17 protein-coding genes and 1 tRNA gene are annotated in these 18573 nt (G+C 47.0%); 7 read left to right on the plus strand and 11 right to left on the minus strand.

Going from position 1 to position 18573, the window contains the following annotated elements; genetic code table 11:
• Positions 1 to 19 precede the first annotated feature (19 nt).
• From cas10d to AC5JLP_RS21890, 5 genes are all read left to right on the plus strand, one after another.
• Positions 20 to 418: a type I-D CRISPR-associated protein Cas10d/Csc3 gene (gene cas10d / locus AC5JLP_RS21870; RefSeq protein WP_496070109.1), complete on the plus strand. Its 399-nt coding sequence runs from the start codon at positions 20 to 22 to the stop codon at positions 416 to 418.
• Positions 405 to 1406 (plus strand): type I-D CRISPR-associated protein Cas7/Csc2, encoded by a 1002-nt coding sequence (gene cas7d, locus AC5JLP_RS21875; RefSeq protein WP_496070073.1) that lies wholly within the window; start codon positions 405 to 407, stop codon positions 1404 to 1406. Before cas10d ends, cas7d begins: the two co-directional genes overlap by 14 nt.
• 16 nt (positions 1407 to 1422) lie before the next feature.
• Positions 1423 to 2229 carry a type I-D CRISPR-associated protein Cas5/Csc1 gene (cas5d, locus tag AC5JLP_RS21880; RefSeq protein WP_496070074.1) on the plus strand — a complete coding sequence of 269 codons (807 nt, stop codon included), beginning with the start codon at positions 1423 to 1425 and terminating at the stop codon, positions 2227 to 2229.
• A complete protein-coding gene (cas6, locus tag AC5JLP_RS21885) occupies positions 2172 to 2984 on the plus strand; it encodes a CRISPR-associated endoribonuclease Cas6 (protein WP_496070075.1) in 813 nt (270 codons plus the stop codon). Before cas5d ends, cas6 begins: the two co-directional genes overlap by 58 nt.
• A 750-nt stretch (positions 2985 to 3734) precedes the next feature.
• Positions 3735 to 4643 (plus strand): TniQ family protein, encoded by a 909-nt coding sequence (locus tag AC5JLP_RS21890; protein WP_496070076.1) that lies wholly within the window; start codon positions 3735 to 3737, stop codon positions 4641 to 4643.
• 106 nt (positions 4644 to 4749) lie between these two features.
• Here the strand turns inward: AC5JLP_RS21890 and AC5JLP_RS21895 are convergent.
• The 9 genes from AC5JLP_RS21895 to msrB form a co-directional block, all read right to left on the minus strand.
• Positions 4750 to 4822: transfer RNA gene (locus AC5JLP_RS21895), tRNA-Ala, on the minus strand.
• A gap of 242 nt (positions 4823 to 5064) precedes the next feature.
• Positions 5065 to 5742, minus strand: a complete 678-nt coding sequence (gene plsY, locus AC5JLP_RS21900; RefSeq protein ID WP_496070077.1) for a glycerol-3-phosphate 1-O-acyltransferase PlsY — start codon at positions 5740 to 5742, stop codon at positions 5065 to 5067.
• A 220-nt stretch (positions 5743 to 5962) separates the two neighbouring features.
• Positions 5963 to 7162 (minus strand): DUF3086 domain-containing protein, encoded by a 1200-nt coding sequence (locus AC5JLP_RS21905; RefSeq protein ID WP_496070078.1) that lies wholly within the window; start codon positions 7160 to 7162, stop codon positions 5963 to 5965.
• A gap of 80 nt (positions 7163 to 7242) precedes the next feature.
• Positions 7243 to 7626 (minus strand): DUF3119 family protein, encoded by a 384-nt coding sequence (locus AC5JLP_RS21910; protein ID WP_496070079.1) that lies wholly within the window; start codon positions 7624 to 7626, stop codon positions 7243 to 7245.
• 482 nt (positions 7627 to 8108) lie between these two features.
• A complete protein-coding gene (locus AC5JLP_RS21915) occupies positions 8109 to 9164 on the minus strand; it encodes a glycosyltransferase family 4 protein (RefSeq protein ID WP_496070080.1) in 1056 nt (351 codons plus the stop codon).
• 28 nt (positions 9165 to 9192) lie between these two features.
• Positions 9193 to 10020: a class I SAM-dependent DNA methyltransferase gene (locus AC5JLP_RS21920; protein WP_496070081.1), complete on the minus strand. Its 828-nt coding sequence runs from the start codon at positions 10018 to 10020 to the stop codon at positions 9193 to 9195.
• A 282-nt stretch (positions 10021 to 10302) separates the two neighbouring features.
• On the minus strand, positions 10303 to 11421 hold the full coding sequence (locus AC5JLP_RS21925) for a DegT/DnrJ/EryC1/StrS family aminotransferase (RefSeq protein WP_496070082.1): 1119 nt from the start codon (positions 11419 to 11421) through the stop codon (positions 10303 to 10305).
• A gap of 325 nt (positions 11422 to 11746) precedes the next feature.
• Positions 11747 to 12205: a cupin domain-containing protein gene (locus AC5JLP_RS21930; protein ID WP_496070083.1), complete on the minus strand. Its 459-nt coding sequence runs from the start codon at positions 12203 to 12205 to the stop codon at positions 11747 to 11749.
• A gap of 712 nt (positions 12206 to 12917) precedes the next feature.
• Entirely contained in the window at positions 12918 to 13325 is a 408-nt protein-coding gene (gene msrB, locus AC5JLP_RS21935; protein WP_496070084.1) for a peptide-methionine (R)-S-oxide reductase MsrB, read from the minus strand.
• A 609-nt stretch (positions 13326 to 13934) separates the two neighbouring features.
• On the opposite strand from msrB, the gene AC5JLP_RS21940 reads away from it, so the two are divergent.
• Complete coding sequence (locus AC5JLP_RS21940) at positions 13935 to 14990, plus strand: radical SAM/SPASM domain-containing protein (RefSeq protein ID WP_496070085.1); 1056 nt, start codon at positions 13935 to 13937, stop codon at positions 14988 to 14990.
• A 142-nt stretch (positions 14991 to 15132) separates the two neighbouring features.
• On the opposite strand, the gene AC5JLP_RS21945 is transcribed toward AC5JLP_RS21940, so the two are convergent.
• Both AC5JLP_RS21945 and AC5JLP_RS21950 read right to left on the minus strand, forming a co-directional pair.
• Positions 15133 to 16467 (minus strand): hypothetical protein, encoded by a 1335-nt coding sequence (locus AC5JLP_RS21945; RefSeq protein WP_496070086.1) that lies wholly within the window; start codon positions 16465 to 16467, stop codon positions 15133 to 15135.
• Positions 16468 to 16582: 115 nt separating this feature from the next.
• Positions 16583 to 17221, minus strand: coding sequence for a TetR/AcrR family transcriptional regulator (locus tag AC5JLP_RS21950; RefSeq protein WP_496070087.1), 639 nt, complete (start codon positions 17219 to 17221; stop codon positions 16583 to 16585).
• Positions 17222 to 17353: 132 nt separating this feature from the next.
• Here AC5JLP_RS21950 and AC5JLP_RS21955 point away from each other — a divergent pair, with 132 nt between their 5' ends.
• Positions 17354 to 18571 carry an HlyD family secretion protein gene (locus tag AC5JLP_RS21955; protein WP_496070088.1) on the plus strand — a complete coding sequence of 406 codons (1218 nt, stop codon included), beginning with the start codon at positions 17354 to 17356 and terminating at the stop codon, positions 18569 to 18571.
• Positions 18572 to 18573: the final 2 nt, after the last annotated feature.

Here is an 18573-nt window from a genome sequence, read left to right on the forward strand (position 1 = left end):
TGGTTAGGCGGTTGGCGTAATTTGTTACACCCCTACCCCTTCTCAAACAGCCTCTAAAGCACTAGAGCACATTCTTTCAGTTCCAGCAGATTGGGATGATGAGGAAATTATTGAGCAAGGTGCCGGAATGCTCAAAGACGCACTTGATCGCCAGGAAATTTACAAACGTCCTCTGCTGTTAGATAAATCTATTGACTATGAAGTTCGGCAGTTGCAGGAAATTGAAGCTATCCAGACGTTCATGACTACCTGTGTAAAGCAGGTGCTTGGGGAAATGTGTAAGGGCGATCGCGCACTATTACAAGAGCAACGTAATCGGATCAAAGCTGGAGTTGAGTTTGCTTACCGCCAGCTAGCCCTTCAGGAGAAACAAGCGAAAGCCAATCAGAAACAGGGAGGCGAAAGTGAGTATTCTTGAGACCTTAAAACCCGAATTTCATTCCGTTCTTCCGCGCTTGGCGTCGAGTAGATATATTCATTTTTTCATCATCCGTCATAGCCAGTCATTTCCAGTTTTTCAGACGGATGGGGTGCTTAACACTGCCCGAACTCAAGCAGGATTGAACTCAGAAGATGAACAATCAAGTCAGATGATCAGTCGCCTAGTCATGTTCAAACGCAAGCAGATTACACCAGAGCGTCTATCTGGACGACAGTTACTACGATCGCTAGGATTTACGGACTTAGTTGAAGGCGAAAGTAACTTCTGCGACTATAACGGAGAGAAAACTTGCAAGCAATGCCCAGACTGCATTCTTTACGGATTTGGAATCGGCAGTAGAGGGGCAGAACGCTCCAAGGTTTATTCAGACTCCGCATTTTCCCTCAGCCCCTACGATGCCTCTCATCGCAGTTTCACGTTTAATGCACTCTTTGAAGGAGGCACGATGATTGAGCAGGGCAAAATGCGGAGTTCGATTAATGAGTTAGATCATGTACTTCCTGAGGTTGCTTTCCCCTCTGTGGAAACACTGCGAGATCCTACTTTGGAAGGTTTTATTTATGTGTTAGGTAACCTGCTTCGTACTCGTCGCTATGGAGCACAGGAATCACGTACAGGTACAATGATTAACCATTTCGTGGGACTTGCATTTTGTGATGCTGAAGTGTTTAGTAATTTGTACTTTACTCAAGCAATCTACGACGCACTAAAACAAAAAGGAAGCATCAACGTCCCGATTGGAGAAATCCGAAAAGAAGCAGCAGTCGTAGCAGGAAATTTGCTGGATCGTGAGCCACTGCGAATTAGCAGAATGATGTTTGATAGTGAACTGGCTGCTTTGCTGGAAGAAGTGACTGATATTTATCAGAGCGAAGCAAAGTTGCGGTCGATCCTGTCACTGCTCTGTCAACAAACTCAAACCTATGCTCGAACCTACGGAGCATTAGTGGGCAAGACAGAGTAATCTTGAAGGAGGCTTTATGGTGCTCTATTTATGCAATCTGACACTTCACGACAATGTATTTTTCGCCTCCCGTGAGATGGGAAGACTCTATGAAACAGAAAAATATCTGCACAATTGGGCACTAAGCTTTGCCCTATTTGAAGGTTCTTACATCCCAAAAGCCTATTGTCTAGATGAGCAAATGGCAGAACGTCCTGGATATCTGGAGGCAGACTACGATCGAAACCTTCTATCTCTAAATAGAGCAGGAATTTATGTTTTTCCTGCCTTACCTGTTCATTGGTCTTATCAGATCAGTACCTTCAAATCATCTCCTTCTGCTTATCACGATCAGCCTAGGAAACTTGGATTTGGGGGAAACAATCGCAATTACCCAAGCTACGGGCGGGTAAAAGAGCTGGCTGTGGGTAGTCAGTACCAAACCTATATCACTGCTCCTAAAACTGTTCAGATTCCAAGGTGGATCAGGTTAGGCAAATGGGCATCAAAAATCAAAGTCGATGCAAAACCTATTCTTGAAACGAATATCAAGTCAAGAACGGGAGAATTTGTCTGTGAGCATCCCTTGAATCCAATAGACTTGCCCGGTTCTACCAGGCTGCTCCTCTACAACCGGATTGTCATGACACCTGTAAGCTTGCTGAGTCAAGCTCAATTATCAGGTGACTATTGGGAAATTTCTCAACCTGAAGTGGCAGGTTCGACAGAACTGCCACTTCAGAAAGATTCGGCCAGACCGAGTTTGCTTACCGAGGGGGGTAGCGTATGGAGCCAGCAGTACTGTTACCACACCTTAAATCCGCAACTCTGCAAACCCTGGTAATTAATTTAGGAGCCGCAGAGAGCGGAGATTTACCTTCATCCTGTGGACGGGCTATTCATGCACAAGTTCTAGAGTGGTTTCGTCGAGGTGATCCAAAGGTTTCTGAGGCAATTCATGAAAGTCAGAATTCTCCCTTAAGTCTCTCCGGGTTGATCAGTAGATGTCAAAAAGCAAAAGTGTTAGCAGGAGATGACTGCTATTTTCGGGTTGGGTTGTTGGACGGCAGGCTGATAGAGCCTTTACTGAAAGGTTTAGATGAAACGGAGGATGTATCGTTCTCTCTTGCCAAATTTCCTTTTGTGCTGAAAGGTATCAGCGCACTGCCAGGAGCGGATGCGTGGGTCAAAACATCAGATTATGCTCTGCTTGCTGAACTACCAATTGTACTGAACGACTTGACACTAAAGTTTCTCTCTCCAACCAGTTTCAAGTTGAACACTGGACAGGGAATTCAATTATTTCCATCCCCTGAAGCAGTTTTTGGAAATATACATCGCCGCTGGAATGCTTTTGCTCCTGAAGAACTGAAGTTTCCCAAAATTCAATGGAGTGGATTAGTTTCTGACTATGATCTCAAAACTGAAAAGGTAAGGCTGGAAAACGCAGTTGAACGCGGTGTAATCGGTTGGGTTAGATATTTATTTCCTGATCCAGAACAAGCGAGGGTTGCAACAATACTGTCTCACTTCGCCTTTTTTTCTGGAGTAGGACGCAAGACGGCGATGGGAATGGGACAAGTAATGCTGGATGAATAAAACTAGACCGCTACTAGCAATGAGAAGGATATTTGTCCAACCAAAGCAAGAGTTAAAATTCTAGAAAACTTTCCAGAAACAACAAACCTTAAGATACTTAACAAACTCTTGCTCTCATTCGCTATACATAAGAAGATAAAGTATAAGCTTTGAAGACGTTTTCTTATGCTTTAAATCAAGTTTTGCAGCAATCTTATAAGCCTCATGTAGTTTTTATAGTCTTTTCACTTGCCAAATGTATATTCTGGTTCACGGGACTAAAAGCACTGCGGCAGTGTCGGGGAGGGGTTCAACCACAAACCGCCAAAGATATATCCCGGTTTACGGGACTAAAAGGAATCAGCAACCCATCCTTGAATTATGCCCTTGAAGTTGGTCAAGATTATTTCCTAGCTCATGGGACTAAAAGGATGGAACTTCTGAACAACAATAGCTAGTTACATCAAAGCTGACAGTGACTGAACTTGGATTTGAATATGCGAGATGGAGGTAAGCGGGTTTTCTCAGCAGTACCTACTTGAGTTAAATGTGCTTCAAAATATGAAATTCCGAATCAGATTAAAAATGCTTGAAAAGAACTAATTCAGTTGGATTATAATCTCTAACTTGCGGCGTTTACTAAACCATAAATTAAAGCTCAAATTAGGAAAGCTCCACATTACCCAATCTGAACATTAAGCTAGTATTATCTCTGTTGAGTGAGTTAGTAATGCTAAATTAACTCAGATCGTTTGTTAGCTTTAAAGCAATATGGCACCACATTACTTGGATAAGTGCCACTCTCAAGAATTAGATGCTTCTGTTATACCAGAGCGTAGCAGGCTTTATTTTCTAGAGCCGATTGCAATAGGTACGCCCTATGTTGAAGGGCTAGTGAGCTACATTTGCCGACTTGCTGAGGCACATCACGTTTCCCCAGGAGTACTGGCCAAACAGGAGATGTTACCCTCCTTTAGGCGAACTCATAGTGTAGGTGGTAAAACAGCTTATCGTGTACAAGACGAAGGGCTTAAAACTTCAGTATCTTCTTTCCCTACACCTAAGTATAGGAAAAATCTGAATGAGTATGGGCTGCTTTCGTGGCAGTATATAGCAGGATTGGAGCCTTTAATAATGCAATCAGGACTGCGATCGCTCACAATTCCCCCTTGGGCAGAAGAAACTGCTCGACCAAATCAAACGATTGAATTTGGAAGAAAGTTGCGATCATGGTGTCCAGAGTGCTTGCGAGCTTGGTGCGATACGAATCAACCAATTTATGAGCCTCTGATCTGGTCGATCGCTGCTGCTACTGTCTGCCCGTTGCATCATCAACCGCTACGCTCCTATTGTCCGCACTGTCAAAGGACACAATTGCCAATCTCCGGAAGGATGCAGGTGGGTCGTTGTGTTCACTGCCAAAATTGGCTTAACGTACAACCAGAAGAACCTTCGGAGCTTGAAACTTTAGTTGTGTCAGAAATTGATTGGCATCTCTGGGTTACAGAACGAGTTGTGGAGATACTTATCTCCAATTCAATCAAGGCAGAGACACGAGATGAGATTGAGCGAGTTATCTATCACGGGGGGCAACCGCAACCAGACCTGACTGATTTGAATACGAGGCAGGCTCAAGGAATCTTGCTCGAAACTTGCCTCCAGTCGCTTAACAAAACTTGACGAAAGCAAATTTTGGACAACTATTTTCGGAAGCAAATCTTGGACAATTTGTCCAAAATTCAGGTCAAGTCACATAAGGAGCTTGCGTAGAGCCTGTTTCGGGCTATGGAGCTAAGCGGATTCGAACCGCTGACCCTCTCAATGCCATTGAGATGCGCTACCAACTGCGCTATAGCCCCTTATACGTTTTCATCATGCCTTGGCAAGCATAATTCGTCAAGCCACCACTTAAGAAAGACGTGCGTACAAGCCAAGATAGATAGCTTAAAAATCAAGCTTAGGTCGTTTCTGCACTTCGGACTAATTCAACGCATCTGAGCTTCGCCTACTGTTATCACATAGGTCTACCTACGATCGTCAATCAGCCGCTTGACGTCTCCGTTGAAATAAAGGTTGTGACGCTACATTCCAAAGCCTTTGCTCAAGAAGGCGGGCTAGTGTTCTCTGGCGCGGGCTGACCAAGGCGGGGTTCACACCCAGATAACAGACGCTGGATGTTGGTACGATGGCGCAGGATCACATATAGCCCACCCAGCAGCCCGAACAGGATATAGGGGAGCGGCTGATGGGTAACCAGCATGAGGCTGGAAGCCGCGATCGCCCCTGTAATAGAGCTTAGAGACACAATTCTAGAAATTGCCAGCATCACAGCGAATACAGCTAGTGCCCCTAAGCCAACAACCCAACTAACTGCCAGTAAAACACCCAAACTAGTCGCGACTGATTTGCCCCCCATAAAGTTTAAGAAGACCGATCGACTATGCCCTAATAATGCTGCCATACCTGCTAATGTCACCATCCAGGGTAGCCAGACAGTACTGTCGATCGAGGGTGCAAAAGCACGGACATTAACAACTGTATAAAAAGATTGGACAGCCGCGATCGCCCCTACTCCTTTCAAAATATCAATTAACAGCACCACGAGCGCTGGCAATTTTCCAATGGTTCGCAGCACATTCGTCGCACCAGTCGAGCCGGAGCCGTGCTCTCGAATATCGATTCCTTTCAAGAGTCGTCCAGCCCAGTATCCAGGCGGAATGGAGCCTAGAAAGTACGCTCCCACCAGCAGTAGTCCGTTCAAGGCAAGCCAAAATACCATTGGGTGAAGTCCTGAAGGCGTTGTAACGTTATTTGCTATCAGCGATGAGGATATAGCCGTCTTAAAGCATTCGCAAAAAGCATGCTGTGTTTGAACCAATTAGCGGTCAGCTTGGAATTGAAAGCTGTAGCTTGCTTCGCCAAAGCGTAGGCTAAGCCAGAGTCACTTTCACAAATCAAAGAGGATCGCTGTCTTTGCTATCACAACTAGCATTACAACTTTAATATGAATAAGTCGGTACTTGAGGATTTGGTGCAAAGGCTAGCCAGAGCGGAAATTGCAATAACCCTAAGCTGATCTCGTCTTCCGTTTCATCAATGATGATCAGCGGCAAGAGCCCGTCTTTAACCAGGCGATCGGCTTTTTGCACTAGCGGAAACGGATCTTCAAACAAACCCACACCACGCTCTGGGCCAAATTCACTACGAGTAATGCCAAGGCAATCTTGCAAGCCGCGCCGCCATTCGCCCAACCGTTCTGGAGACTGGGCAAGCACCAGAGCGCGTAGACGATCGCCGTACAGCGTATGTAAAATCGAAATTGTGGCTGAGGCAATGAGGATATTTTGCAAGCGGCTACCCATCGTGCGAACAGCACCCCGTCCACCCTGCGTAAAAAACCAGCCTGAGACGCGATCAGCGTGAACTGGTTCAAAGGTGCGGCGAAGCTGCCATGCCGAACCGTAATAATCTGGTCGATTGCGGTATTGATCTAACAGATTACGAATTTTTTTCGTCTGCTCTTGAAAGCTTTGTTCAGCAAACTGGGGAGCCGTCTCTTGCTTTGAGAACACTTCAGCCGAAGCAGACGGTTTTTCAGTCATTCCAATCGCGTTCCCAGGCTGCGGCAAGTCCAGTTGCTCCGCTGCCAGTGCCAAATCTTGTAAGCTGCCAACCAGATAATCCTTAAAGCTTTGCACGCGAATCGCCAGATCTTGAGAAACTCCCGCAAACGTCGTCTTCATCTCACTACGAATGCGTTCTTGGCGGCGTTCCAGTTGCTCAACGCTAATTTGTAGCGTCTGTTTCCGCTGCTCCAGTTCTTTCAATCCTTCCTGTATCAAGCGCCCCATCGCTGCCTGTGCCGCTGCGGTTTCTTCCTGAAGACGAACTTGCGATGTCTGCAAAACGGCAATTTCACGCCTTAACGCTTGTTCGCGGCGCTGGAGATCGGTAACCCTCTGCTCAGCCGTGATGAGCGTTGTAGCATTAGGGGCTGAGGGCAGCGCTGGCTCTGTCTCAACGCGTTCTAGTAGCGGTCGTTTCTCCTCGTCAATCAATGCCTGAGCGGAAGCCTCTTGCATACCAAGCGGCTCTAAGGTAGGTTGATCGCGTGCCTCTTCGTGGTTACGCACATCAGCAGTAGCGTCGGACTGATAGCCATCCGCATCCGCTGCAATGGGCAGTTCGTCTGGATTCATGTTCAATGCAGAGGGAGATTGTTGGTCATTCGTTGCGAGTAAGCCTGCATGCCTAGTCTTTACAGGCTGACAACGAGCGCTTAGGGAATTTGAGGGCAGCGAGTTTCCAGGCAAGACTGTAGCGCTTTAGGATCAAAAAGAATTGGTAGAAAGTGAATACTATTGACTTCCCTAAAGTAAAAAAAAATCGGCACAGGTAACCAAAACAATCGCCAGTTTTGCCACTCCTGGTAAGGGAAGCGCCGAATGAGCGTTTGCCCACGCTCAATGTCAAGTGCAGTTTCAGTGAAGCAAAGGCGCAAAGTAGCCGCTTGAAACAGTAGGAAAAAGCCAAATAAAGCGATCACCAAACTACCCCAGATCTGCACCAATAGTAGAGGTGCAGCAAGCATCACGATCGCGATCGGTAAGCGATAGCTAGGCGATAGAACAACCGTTCCTGTCGAAGCAGTAGCCGTTGTCACAAGCTTTACTCCTGCAATTTAGATTTAACTCGCTCACTCTTCCATTCTACGACGACAGCCCATGACAAACGCTTCAACGCTAAACAATCAGGAGTGAGCGCTTTAAAGCCAAGGACTCACAATCTGTGATGCACTTGCGCTTAGTGCTTGGACATCTACGTTAAAAGCAGCACCCAGACAGCAGAACTTACTGAGTACTCGCCATAAAGACTGCTTAAAGCACATCATACCCCGAAAGCATTCAGCAGCTTAGGACGGGCAGCTAGACAATCCCTTGCTCTTCGATCGTGCATCACATCTGCTTACGTTCAGGGCTAGATTCAACCGACTGCATCCATTGGGCATATGGGTGGACTCCAACACACGGAACCTTACAACACATAGCGTAGACAGGCAAACTTCAACTGAAACGACTCGCTGACGAAGCTTAAGCTCCATGAGTGTAGAAGAACGGCCGTCGCTCCAAAACAGCTAGCCCCTCGCTATCTAACTGATTTAAGTAAGGATACCAGTTTTTCCACGTACCGCTGGCTATTATGGTGCTCCGAAATCATTTGATAAGCCCGCTTCGCCTGTGCTTCTGCTTCCTCTGGATGGGCGAATACATAAGCGATCGCAGCTTTCAATCCGTTGCTATCGCCTGGGGCGATCGGAATAACCGTTCCTGGCGTCTGCAAATAATCAGCCAATCCGTTGGTTTGGGTCGCAATCACCGGACGACCACAAGCCATCGCCTCCATGAGTGTCGTAATACCAGAAGAAGCGTCACCCTGAAACAGACTGACAACGACAAGATCCGCATCACGGTAGAGCTGCACTAGCTCTGCCCACTCATAATAGCGACGGCTCATATTGGCAGGCAACGTTTTAGGGAACGACTTCGCTAACGGTACGGCATCGCGCGAAAAGCCACTGATCTTCACATCCACATTTAAATCCGCTGTAGCCGCCGCCAAAATTTTGTAATCTCGTAACTCTAAGCCTGCACTAGCAATGATGGGGCGTGCTTTGTCAGGCGACACTGGCCCAGGACAGAAAAAGCGGGTATCCGTTTGCTCTGCAAGGTAGTGCAACCGTGATTCAGGCACACGTACTGTCTTCCTGAGATAGTTGAACTGAGGTTCTGTGTTAGACACAAACACATCAATTTTTTCTTCGAGGCGAAAAAGCGTTAAGGCGGCACGGACACGCGGTCGATTTGCCGCATGAAAAAAGATGATGAGCTTGGGTCGGTTTGGTTTCGCGCCGCAAAGGATGGCAAGGGGCAAGCCAATATCTTCTCCGTTGCAGTAAACGACATCCTCTTCATGCAGCTCGCTAGAGAGCTTTCGTGCTAAAGCCCAGTGTTCTGGCAGGCTAATCAATTTAGCGCGAAGTCGGTCGATCGGCAAAATTTGCTCACGTCCAGGCATATGGACGGAGGCAGCCACGGCTTGGCTTAAATCCCACATAATGTGCCCTGGACGCTTCCCAAGTAGTGCTTCTCGATTAATCCCTTCCAAATCGAGTGAGCTACCTAGCGCTAAATGATATTTCATAGTGCCTTCCTTCCCGGGATTTTAGCGTTCATACCGACTGGCTTTGACCAATAAAATAAACGTTCCAAGTGTGTGAGCCAACACCCTTATCTACCATCCATTCATCAACTGCAACACAGCTAAACCCATGCTGCTCAAGAAGCAAATCAATTTCTGGTTTAAACAAGTATCGTAGTGTGTGTACCTCCTCTAGTTCTTCCACTTTATCTGTAACGCGATCGTGAATCATAACGTGATACTTAACATCAACTGTATTGTGATTAGGGTACAGCGTCGGCTCAGCAACGCGAGTAATGCGAATTTTTTCATTCTCCAAGCGCTTTATTCGCACTGTGGGAGGATCACTCAAAACGGCTGGCCCATACCAGCAATCAAAAAGAAAGATTCCTCCTGGCTTTAAATGAACTCTAGCCGTCTCAAAAGCATCTCTTAAGGCTGAATTTGTTGATTGATAGCTGATAACATGAAATAGAGAAATAACCGCATCAAACTGACGATTGAGCCGAACTGTTTGAGCATTTCCCTGCATAAACTCCAATCTAGAAGCCTGCTTTTCTGGCAAAGTAAGCAATCGTTGTCGAGCGATTTCTAGCATTTCAGCACTAAGATCGATACCACAGACTGTGTAGTCTTTTTCAGCTAAAAGTGAGGCATGCATCCCAGTACCACAGCCAAGCTCAAGAACTGTCTTAGTACCAGACATATAGCGTTGGATCAAGCGGTGAACATAGTAAGCTTCGCCAGCATAGTCCTTGTCCCGATAGAGCAAATCATAGTAGTTAGCGTAATTTGCAAAAGCGTTTATCCCCACAAGAACTCCCAGGCAATTAATTACACTAAAACCAGCCAGTAGCATTGAATCGTGCGTCTTTAGTATGCCTTACACGCGAAAAAATACTATATGACCTTTGCTTAAAGTGCAAACAATGCAGTAAGAGAGAGCTAGATGCAGTATGCAGTAAATCTAGATTTAGTGTAAGAAGTGCTTAATCATTCAATCTATTTGTGCTTTACATCACCATGAGTTTGCTATGTTTATTACATATTTATCCCCTGGTTAAATTTGATGATTAATAACGCTGCAATGTTATAAACGATTTGAATTCAAACCGTGAAAAGCATCTCCATAGGGTTCTTCCTACTTCAACGCGTTTTTAACCGCGGTGACGACCTGTTCTACTTGAGAAGGCGTAAGCGCCATCCCGCTAGGAACATAAAAACCACGTCGGGATAGGCGTTCTGCTACTGGATACGTTTCGCCTTCAAACAACCCCATCTTCTTGAATACAGGTTGTTCGTGCATCCCCCAGAAAAAGGGACGAGTACCAATCTGATGCTGCCCTAACCGTCTCATCGCTTCAGCGGCATCAAAAGGCACCTCCTCTTTAAGGACAATGCCATAAACCCAGTAAATGCTCTCTGCATAAGCAGTTGCAGCAACGGGCAGTTCAAGCCCTGGAAGCTCTGATAGTAGCTGAGTGTAGTGCTGACCCATGCGCCGCTTTCGAGCTGCAAACTCATCTAGCCGCTCTAGCTGCGCTAAACCAAGCGCTGCTTGAAGGTTTGTCATACGAAGATTCCAGCCTAACTCTTCGTGGATGAAGCGTTTTTGGGGCTGAAAGCAAAGGTTTCGTAAAGAACGGCAGCGGTTGGCTAAAGCGTCATTATTGGTCACGAGCATCCCGCCTTCGCCTGTCGTGATGTGCTTATTGGGATAGAAGCTGAACGTACTGATATCGCCAAAGCTGCCACATGGCTCACCTTTATAGGTTTGCCCATGCATTTCAGCCGCATCTTCAATTACCCACAAGCCGTGTTGATGCGCAAGCTTGAGCACAGGATCCAGGTCTACAGGTAGCCCATAGATATGCACAACCATGATGGCTTTGCTTTTGGGTGTAATTTTGGCCGCGATCGCAGAGACATCCATATTCCAGGTAAGCGGATCAGAGTCTACTAAAACAGGCGTTGCCCCAGCCCGCACGATCGCAGCAGCACAGGAAATAATCGTAAACGTTGGCAAAATTACTTCGTCTCCGGGGCCAATGCCCAAGGCTACAATTGCCGCGTCTAAAGCCGCAGAGCCATTGGTGACGGCAATACCGTGCTTGCGATTTACCCGTGCTGCAAACTCAGATTCAAACCTCTGAATGAATGGGCCTTCTGAAGAAATCCAACCTGTATCGATACATTCGTTCAGGTATTGCTTTTCTTTGCCATCTAATAGTGGTTGATTAACGGGAATAAAATCTGTCATATCGCTGTCGTATCCATCTCTCTCAAGAGCATACCCACCGTGAGCACGCAATACACTATTCTGAACGCAAACTCACCAAAATAGACCCACTAGGAGCAGGCACCACGCTGTTCTGAATGCAACATTCAGCTTCTTTTACAGAAGCAAAGCAAAATTAGCAGAGGGGAAGAGGGTGCCTGCTTCGTCTGTGGCATTTATACAGCGGACGAAATTTGGAGATAAGCCAGAGATGGAATCTCAAAACAGGCAGTACTCGCTCGATACAAAATTGTACTGATTGAAATTTTTGTAAAGGGCATTTTGCATCGTACTTCTCTTGCCAAGATTAAAGGCTTAGGCGCACCTGATAGTTGCCCTCAGAGCAATTAAACCGCGTTTTATCTTGCTCACCCACGTAGGGGCCTTGCTTGACCTCAATCATCTCGACCTCTTCCAACACTTCAAAGCCGTGCCCACCCTGAACAAGCAGAATAACATCGCCCGCTTGCAGCACATAGCTTTCCAAGTATTCCTGCTGGTCTGTATAGAAATCTACTTTCAGCCTTCCTCGTTTGATCATGAGGACTTCCTGGGTATAGAACACCTCACGTAGTACAGGATTGTGTACATGTGGCTGAATGCTTTTGCCAGCAGGATGCCGCATATAGGCGATTTGCTGAGAGAGCGTATTTGGGGTGAAAAAGTGGATTCCTGGTTTTTTAAAATCAGCAGAGATGATAATTCCAAGCAGCTTTCCTTCGTGGATGACTTCTTGAACAAGTTGCTGCTCACAGACAGTAGCCATAAAGCCTCACCATTTAACTAGTTGGGAACTTTTCTAAGATCGCAATTTTATCAATTGACACCTCAAAACCTTACGTGTTCAGCAATACACTGTTCATCAATTTATGAGGCGATTAGTCAAGCAAACCATCTCAAAAAAAGCCTATTGCGATCGACGATTGTGGGTGAAGTATAAATAACCAATAGCGAAACCCTTTTTCATTAAGAAAGCATTGGCTCCTTCTTATGCTGCCAGGTTCTAAAGACTATGCATTGAATAGCTTCATGATTCTTAAGCCATTCCCAAACAGACGCTTGTTTAGGCTAAGACCTTAGTTCTAAAGGCGATTGAACTTCACTTTCTTAGTTTGCCAAATAGCCGTGACACTTTTTATAAAGACAGGAATTTGTATCGTGTATGTTTGATGAATTTCAGCTAAAGCTCTTGATTGACAGGTACACTCAATAGAGTGATCTGTCAAGTATTCATGACAAAAAATGTATTAAGCTTACCAGAGGATTTCTGAGAAGGTATAGCTCATAGCCAAAATCTGTCAAGGCGCAGCATGTGGACAACTATGTTTTGAGGACTGAGGTGTCCTGTAAAAAAGCAAGTTAGAAATGCTCCTTTAAAGACGTGGGCGAATAAAGACATAGACGAACGAGCGTGAAGCAGTGCATAAGTAACGTTTTACTGCACCACTCAAAAAGCGACCCAGCCCTTTTTCAGTCACTTAATCAGGAATAAACTTTAGCGATACACCGTTCATACAATAGCGTTGTCCTGTAGGCTTTGGCCCGTCTTCAAAAACATGGCCCAAGTGTCCGCCGCAACGATGACAGTGGGTTTCGACGCGCGTCATGAAAAGCGATTTGTCGATCGTGGTTTCGATTGCGCCTTCGATCGGTTGAAAGAAGCTGGGCCACCCTGTACCACTGTCAAATTTGGTTTCTGATGAGAAGAGGGGTAAGCCGCAACCTGCACAGACGTAGAGTCCCTTACCATACTGCTTGTCTAGCGGGCTAGTACGGGCGCGCTCTGTACCATGCTGACGGAGCACTCGGAACTGTTCTGGCGTTAGAGTTTGACGCCACTCGTCTTCGGTTTTCTTAACTTCAAATTCACGATCAGCAGTTGCCATGTGTATACCCTTCTTAAGCGTGTGACAGAGCGACTGCATTGATCTACAACGGCGCTTACCTCTAAGCTATCGCTTGATTTTCTTGCCGTGTATGGATGTGACTAATGCATGATATCGCTTTAGTAAAGCACCTATGCATTTATTATGCCGTTTTTTGCAGCCTCAGCTTTGAACGTCCAATCCTCAAGTGTTAACGTCTCAGTTTCTAAAAGTGACTAGCAGATTGAAACCATCAATAGCTAAACTTTAGCTAAATTTCATCGACTCTTTAATTAATTTAGCGTAATCACGAACAAGTTGAAGCCTGCTTAAGGATTGAGCGCCATTGCCTTTAGAGGAATGACGTTCTGAAGGGATCGGTATAATAGTGGGTCTAGAGTGCCATGAACGAAATAGCAGAATTCATCGCTCAGGTAAAGGCTCTTGAGCGATCGCTGCCTTTACAAGACCTAGACAGAGATGAAGTAAATAGACCATTGTGGTGCTAGCGGTTAAGCATGACCTTTTTTCCAAAGGACGTAAGACATCTACTAAGTGCCGTTCCTTATTAGCTGTAGCAGTGCTATGACTTACCTTTTTAGCCGTAGATTTCAACCTACTCTGGATTGGATGAACGTTCATCTTGTTCGTCCTGGTAGGCATTACATGAGTTGGTTGCTCGATTTTGTGTTGACTGAGTACTGTTTTCGGGCAGAACGGCGATCGGTTCGGCAGGTGTTGGAAGCAACTCGTCAGTTACCCCAAAACCTTCATCTTGAGGGTACGAACATTTGTAACGCTAAATGTGTTTTCTGTGCCTATCCACAAATGGAGCGGGCGAAGGAAACAATGCCAATGGAACAGTTTCGACGCATTATTGATGAGTATGTTGCAATGGGCGGTAAGTATGTTTCTCTCACGCCCATTGTGGGAGATCCATTTGTCGATCGCGCCCTTTTTGAGCGACTTGACGACTTATATCAACGCCCTCAAATTGAAGGCTTTGATTTTTATACAAATGGCATTTTAATGAAGCCTCAAATAAGTGAAAGGCTTCTAAAGTATGGCGATAAACTGCATATTCAAGTGTCTTGGGGTGGGTTCGATCGCCAAACTTATCATGCCATTATGGGCGTTGACCACTTTGAATTAGTCCGTCGTAACGTTGAAGCATTTGTTAAAGCAAAGCGCGAAGCTGGTTCTGTAATGCGGTTTAGCCTTGCCTTACGTTGCCCGCCATCAAATTGGACTGGGGATTTTTGGGAGCAGTGCCAACGATATATTCAAGAAGGACTGCTTGAGCTTCAGAAAGTTGTCATGTTTGATTCTTGGGCAGGCAAAGTCGATAGTGAAGCGCTTAAAAACGTTGGCCTAGAAGCGGTATTGCCACCCTATAAGCGAGGAGCCTGCGAGCTATTGTTTAGAAAGCCAGTGATTCTTGCTAATGGAAAGGTGAATGCCTGCGCCTGCCGAGATGTTGAAGCTGAGCTAATTATTGGGGATCTGAACAACGCTTCGTTGCTAGATATCTGGACAGGACAGGCAATTGATGAGCTGATCGATCGACACGAACGCGGCGATTTCCCAGATGTTTGTAAGCGCTGTACCTGGTATACCAGCATCTACAATCCACGCAAGTGTAATGCACGGATTAACAAAGCTGCGCTGGCTGCTCATCGTGATTAAATGAGCGTGATTAGATGAGGCAGAAGGCAAACAATGGTCGTACAAAGTACTTTTAGACTCTAAATGCTGATGTTTAGGCTTTCATCCTTCATTCCGCATGTGAATGCCGTCACACGATCAACTCTACCTTCGTCATTAAGTCCTAGCGTTGAAACCCTTTTTTCGGCTTTTGTGCATCTTTCTCTTTGGGGCGTGACTTACTTACTTCCTTGAGGGCTTCCTGGAACAGATCATGCAAGTGGATAGGAACGCTGGCAATTTCTGGTAAGTCCGGTTGTAGAGGCTTTTTGTGTTCTTGCAACAGTGTCTCTAGATCGGTTTGCAGGTCAAAATCGGGGCGCTCAAGAATCGATCGCAATAGAGCTTCTAGAACGGCTGGATAGGCTGTGGCGAGTCTGTGCCAAACGAAGGCATTAATCGCAGGATCGTCTAGATACTTGTGAACAAGCTTAGCGGCTCCGGGAACGCTTTGCCAATCGTCGGCTTGCAGCACGGTTTCAAACTGAGTGTAGGTTGGCAAGAACATTTGCCCCCAGCGTGGATGTGCCAGGACTGTCACCGCTTCTGCCTTCTTCAATTCGGGTGGCAGATCGATTTTGGGTGTCACCATCTTGGCAGCCGCTTCTTTGCTCTTCAGCATCGTTGAAACGGCTTTGGCGTCAGCACCCATTGCTTCCGCAGCGGCTTCGATTTCAGCTTCATCCATGCCTGCATCTGCTGCTAGATCTGCCATCGACTTGGACTCATCGATACCAGCCTCTGCCAGTTGCTTTTTAGTCAGCACATCCTGAAATTCAACAATTTTTTTACCCAACTGGTAGCCTGGTAGCGTGATGGCATCGCTTTCAAAGAAGTCGAGGAAATCTTGATGGTAGCGCTCGACCGATCGCCAAGCTTCTTCGAGCAGTTCGGGCGCATCGCTGTAGAGAGACTCTTTATAGTTTTGCTTGAAGTTACCGATCGCGACGGCTAGCTTTGGTTTGCCCAAATTCCCCATCACTTTCAGCGGGGCTGTAAATGTCCACTCGTTCTCTGTGATCGGCGCAATCTGGGTCAGCAAGATTTCACCCAGTCTGAAGCGCTGCATCTCTTCTAACGTGGCAGGATCGTTGGGCTTGACGGTGTAGTGCTTCGCCGTGAGCCAGTTCATCACCTCCAGGCCATCGGGCAGACTCTTGGTGACGGCAAAAAGCCCGACAAAACTGCGCTGCCAACCCTGGAGCAATTGTCGATCGCTGGCTGAGAGGTCAGGCGTAGCGGCGAGAAACAGGTCGATCGGCGTTTGGTTGTCCACTCTGCCTTCGATGACAAAGCGATCGACGACGAGTGTTTGCTGGTGCTGATCGGGCTGCTGCGATCGGGCTAGCTGTTCAGCGGAGTATTGTTCTAACGCTGTTGCCAACTCGCCTTCGGCATCCAGCACAAAATCCACTAAGTCTTGTTTGAGCTGTCGCGATCGCGCCAAAATTGCATCCACAGTCTGACCTCTATATATCTCTCGTCAGCATACGCTTTTGGCATTATGACAAGCAACGCTCCCCAATCGCCATCGGTCGAAAGGAGAAGCTTATGAAGACAAGCCTGCGACGATATTACGGCTGTTTGAGAATCAATTCGATCAAGCCATTCACCACTCGATCGCGCGCTATTGGCATCATTTCTTTGCCATAGAGCATTTCTTGAGTCAAGACAAACGAGACCAGGGTGCCAAAAAAGATGTGCGCCATCACTTCAGAGTCTGCAATGCCCAGTTCTGGGTGGGCGTCAAAGTAACGCGAGAGAAGACTGCGGCCGCGTTGAATCACCGTACTCGTCCACAGCCGCGCCAATTCTGGAAAGCGCTCTGATTCAGCAATGATGATTCTAGTGAGCGAAAGGTAGTTTTGATCCGCCACTTTAGTCAAATAGGTTTCAGCAAGCTGACGCAAGCGAATAGCGGGGTCTCCATCAAAATCTTCCAGGCAAAATACACTGCAGAAGCGATCGAGCGTCACCTGCTCCATCAGCGCCTTAAATAAGCCTTCTTTGTCCTGAAAGTGGCTGTAAATCGTTTGTTTGGCAACACCTGCTTCCGCCGCCACCCGATCCATGCTCGTTCCCGCATAGCCCGATCGCAAAAACACCTGCATGGCACCGAGCAAAATCTGTTCTCGTTTCTGGTCGGCAGCAGAGAGGCTGTCTTGACCGGATATGGAGATATCTTCAGGCTGAGAGACAGAATGCTTGAGCATAGTTTTAACGGGCCGTGAACCGATGGCAGGAGATATTAATTTTTTCAGCTTTTGTTTCATCATACTAGACCGTCCAGTATGATGAAACCATTAATCTTTGCCAGCTTAACCGTTAGTCATCGAAGGTCTACTATGGCTCAGAGTCTTCCAGGATCAAGCGATCGATCATCAGAGTCTTCAGCACCACCAACCAGGCAAGCGAGCAAGCGCAAGTCACGGTTGCTCATTCCTCTTGGAGTCTTGGCGATCGCGGGCATCAGCGCCACAATCTGGTACTTCTTAGCACGCCCCTCTAACCACGATTTGCGTCTCAGTGGTCGCCTTGAGGGGTATGAAACCGATGTGGGTGCCAAAACGGGTGGACGGGTCGATACCATCACTGTGCGAGAAGGCGATCAGGTTAAACAAGGTCAGTTGCTTGTTCGCATTAGCGACACAGAAGTGCAGGCCCAACTGCGAGGAGCGGTTGCAAAGGTGCAAGCGTCTCGACAACAGGCACAGCAGGCGAAGTTCCAAATTGCCAATGTTGAAAGTCAGATGCGCGAATCACAGCTCAACATTTTGCAGGCGCAGCAGGATAGTCAGGGGCGTGTGTACCAAGCAGCGTCCAATGTGGCCTCTCTGGAAGCGCAACTGAAGCAGGCAAAGGCACAGCTAGACCTGGCAAGAGTCACACGCGATCGCTACGCCCAACTTCTGCAAGCAGGCGCAGTTACCCAAGAACAGTCGGATGAGAAAGAAACCAGCTATCGAAATGCAGCAGCTACAGTTGAATCGGCCCAGAAGCAGATTGATGCAGGCGTGGGTGGTCTGGCCCTGGCTCGAAGCTATAACATCAACCCCAGCATTCGTGATGCTCAGTTGGGTGCGCTATTACGCCAACGGCAAAGCGCTGAGGCACAACTCAAAGCCGCCGAAGCTGATATTAAAAATGCCGAAGAGTCGCAGAAGCAAATTCAGGCACAAATCGATTACCTCAACATTATCAGCCCCATTAATGGAGTCGTGACGGCACGCAGTAGAGAGCCGGGAGCTGTTGTCACCAATGGGCAAACCTTGTTGTCACTGCTTGATTTCAACACGGTTTACCTGCGGGGCTATGTGCCAGAGGGCGATATTGGCAGAATTCGCGTGGGACAAAAAGCACGCGTGTTCATCGATTCTGATCCCAATCACCCACTGGATGCCAAAGTAGCCTCGATCGATCCCCAAGCTTCATTCACCCCCGAAAACATTTACTTCCGCAACGATCGCGTGAAGCAAGTCGTGGGCATCAAAATTACGATCGACAATCCCGGCGGCTACGCAAAACCAGGAATGCCTGCAGATGCCGAAATCGTTTTGGAATAGGA

This window comes from Stenomitos rutilans, from assembly GCF_059505485.1.

Coding starts and splice junctions, on each gene's coding strand:
- AC5JLP_RS21955 (WP_496070088.1), top strand. CDS start 17,354: ATGGCTCAGAGTCTTCCAGGATCAAGCGATCGATCATCAGAGTCTTCA.
- AC5JLP_RS21920 (WP_496070081.1), bottom strand. CDS start 10,020: ATGCTACTGGCTGGTTTTAGTGTAATTAATTGCCTGGGAGTTCTTGTG.
- AC5JLP_RS21925 (WP_496070082.1), bottom strand. CDS start 11,421: ATGACAGATTTTATTCCCGTTAATCAACCACTATTAGATGGCAAAGAA.
- plsY (WP_496070077.1), bottom strand. CDS start 5,742: ATGGTATTTTGGCTTGCCTTGAACGGACTACTGCTGGTGGGAGCGTAC.
- msrB (WP_496070084.1), bottom strand. CDS start 13,325: ATGGCAACTGCTGATCGTGAATTTGAAGTTAAGAAAACCGAAGACGAG.
- cas6 (WP_496070075.1), top strand. CDS start 2,172: ATGGAGCCAGCAGTACTGTTACCACACCTTAAATCCGCAACTCTGCAA.
- AC5JLP_RS21890 (WP_496070076.1), top strand. CDS start 3,735: ATGGCACCACATTACTTGGATAAGTGCCACTCTCAAGAATTAGATGCT.
- cas5d (WP_496070074.1), top strand. CDS start 1,423: ATGGTGCTCTATTTATGCAATCTGACACTTCACGACAATGTATTTTTC.
- AC5JLP_RS21905 (WP_496070078.1), bottom strand. CDS start 7,162: ATGAATCCAGACGAACTGCCCATTGCAGCGGATGCGGATGGCTATCAG.
- AC5JLP_RS21915 (WP_496070080.1), bottom strand. CDS start 9,164: ATGAAATATCATTTAGCGCTAGGTAGCTCACTCGATTTGGAAGGGATT.
- AC5JLP_RS21950 (WP_496070087.1), bottom strand. CDS start 17,221: ATGCTCAAGCATTCTGTCTCTCAGCCTGAAGATATCTCCATATCCGGT.
- AC5JLP_RS21930 (WP_496070083.1), bottom strand. CDS start 12,205: ATGGCTACTGTCTGTGAGCAGCAACTTGTTCAAGAAGTCATCCACGAA.
- AC5JLP_RS21940 (WP_496070085.1), top strand. CDS start 13,935: ATGAACGTTCATCTTGTTCGTCCTGGTAGGCATTACATGAGTTGGTTG.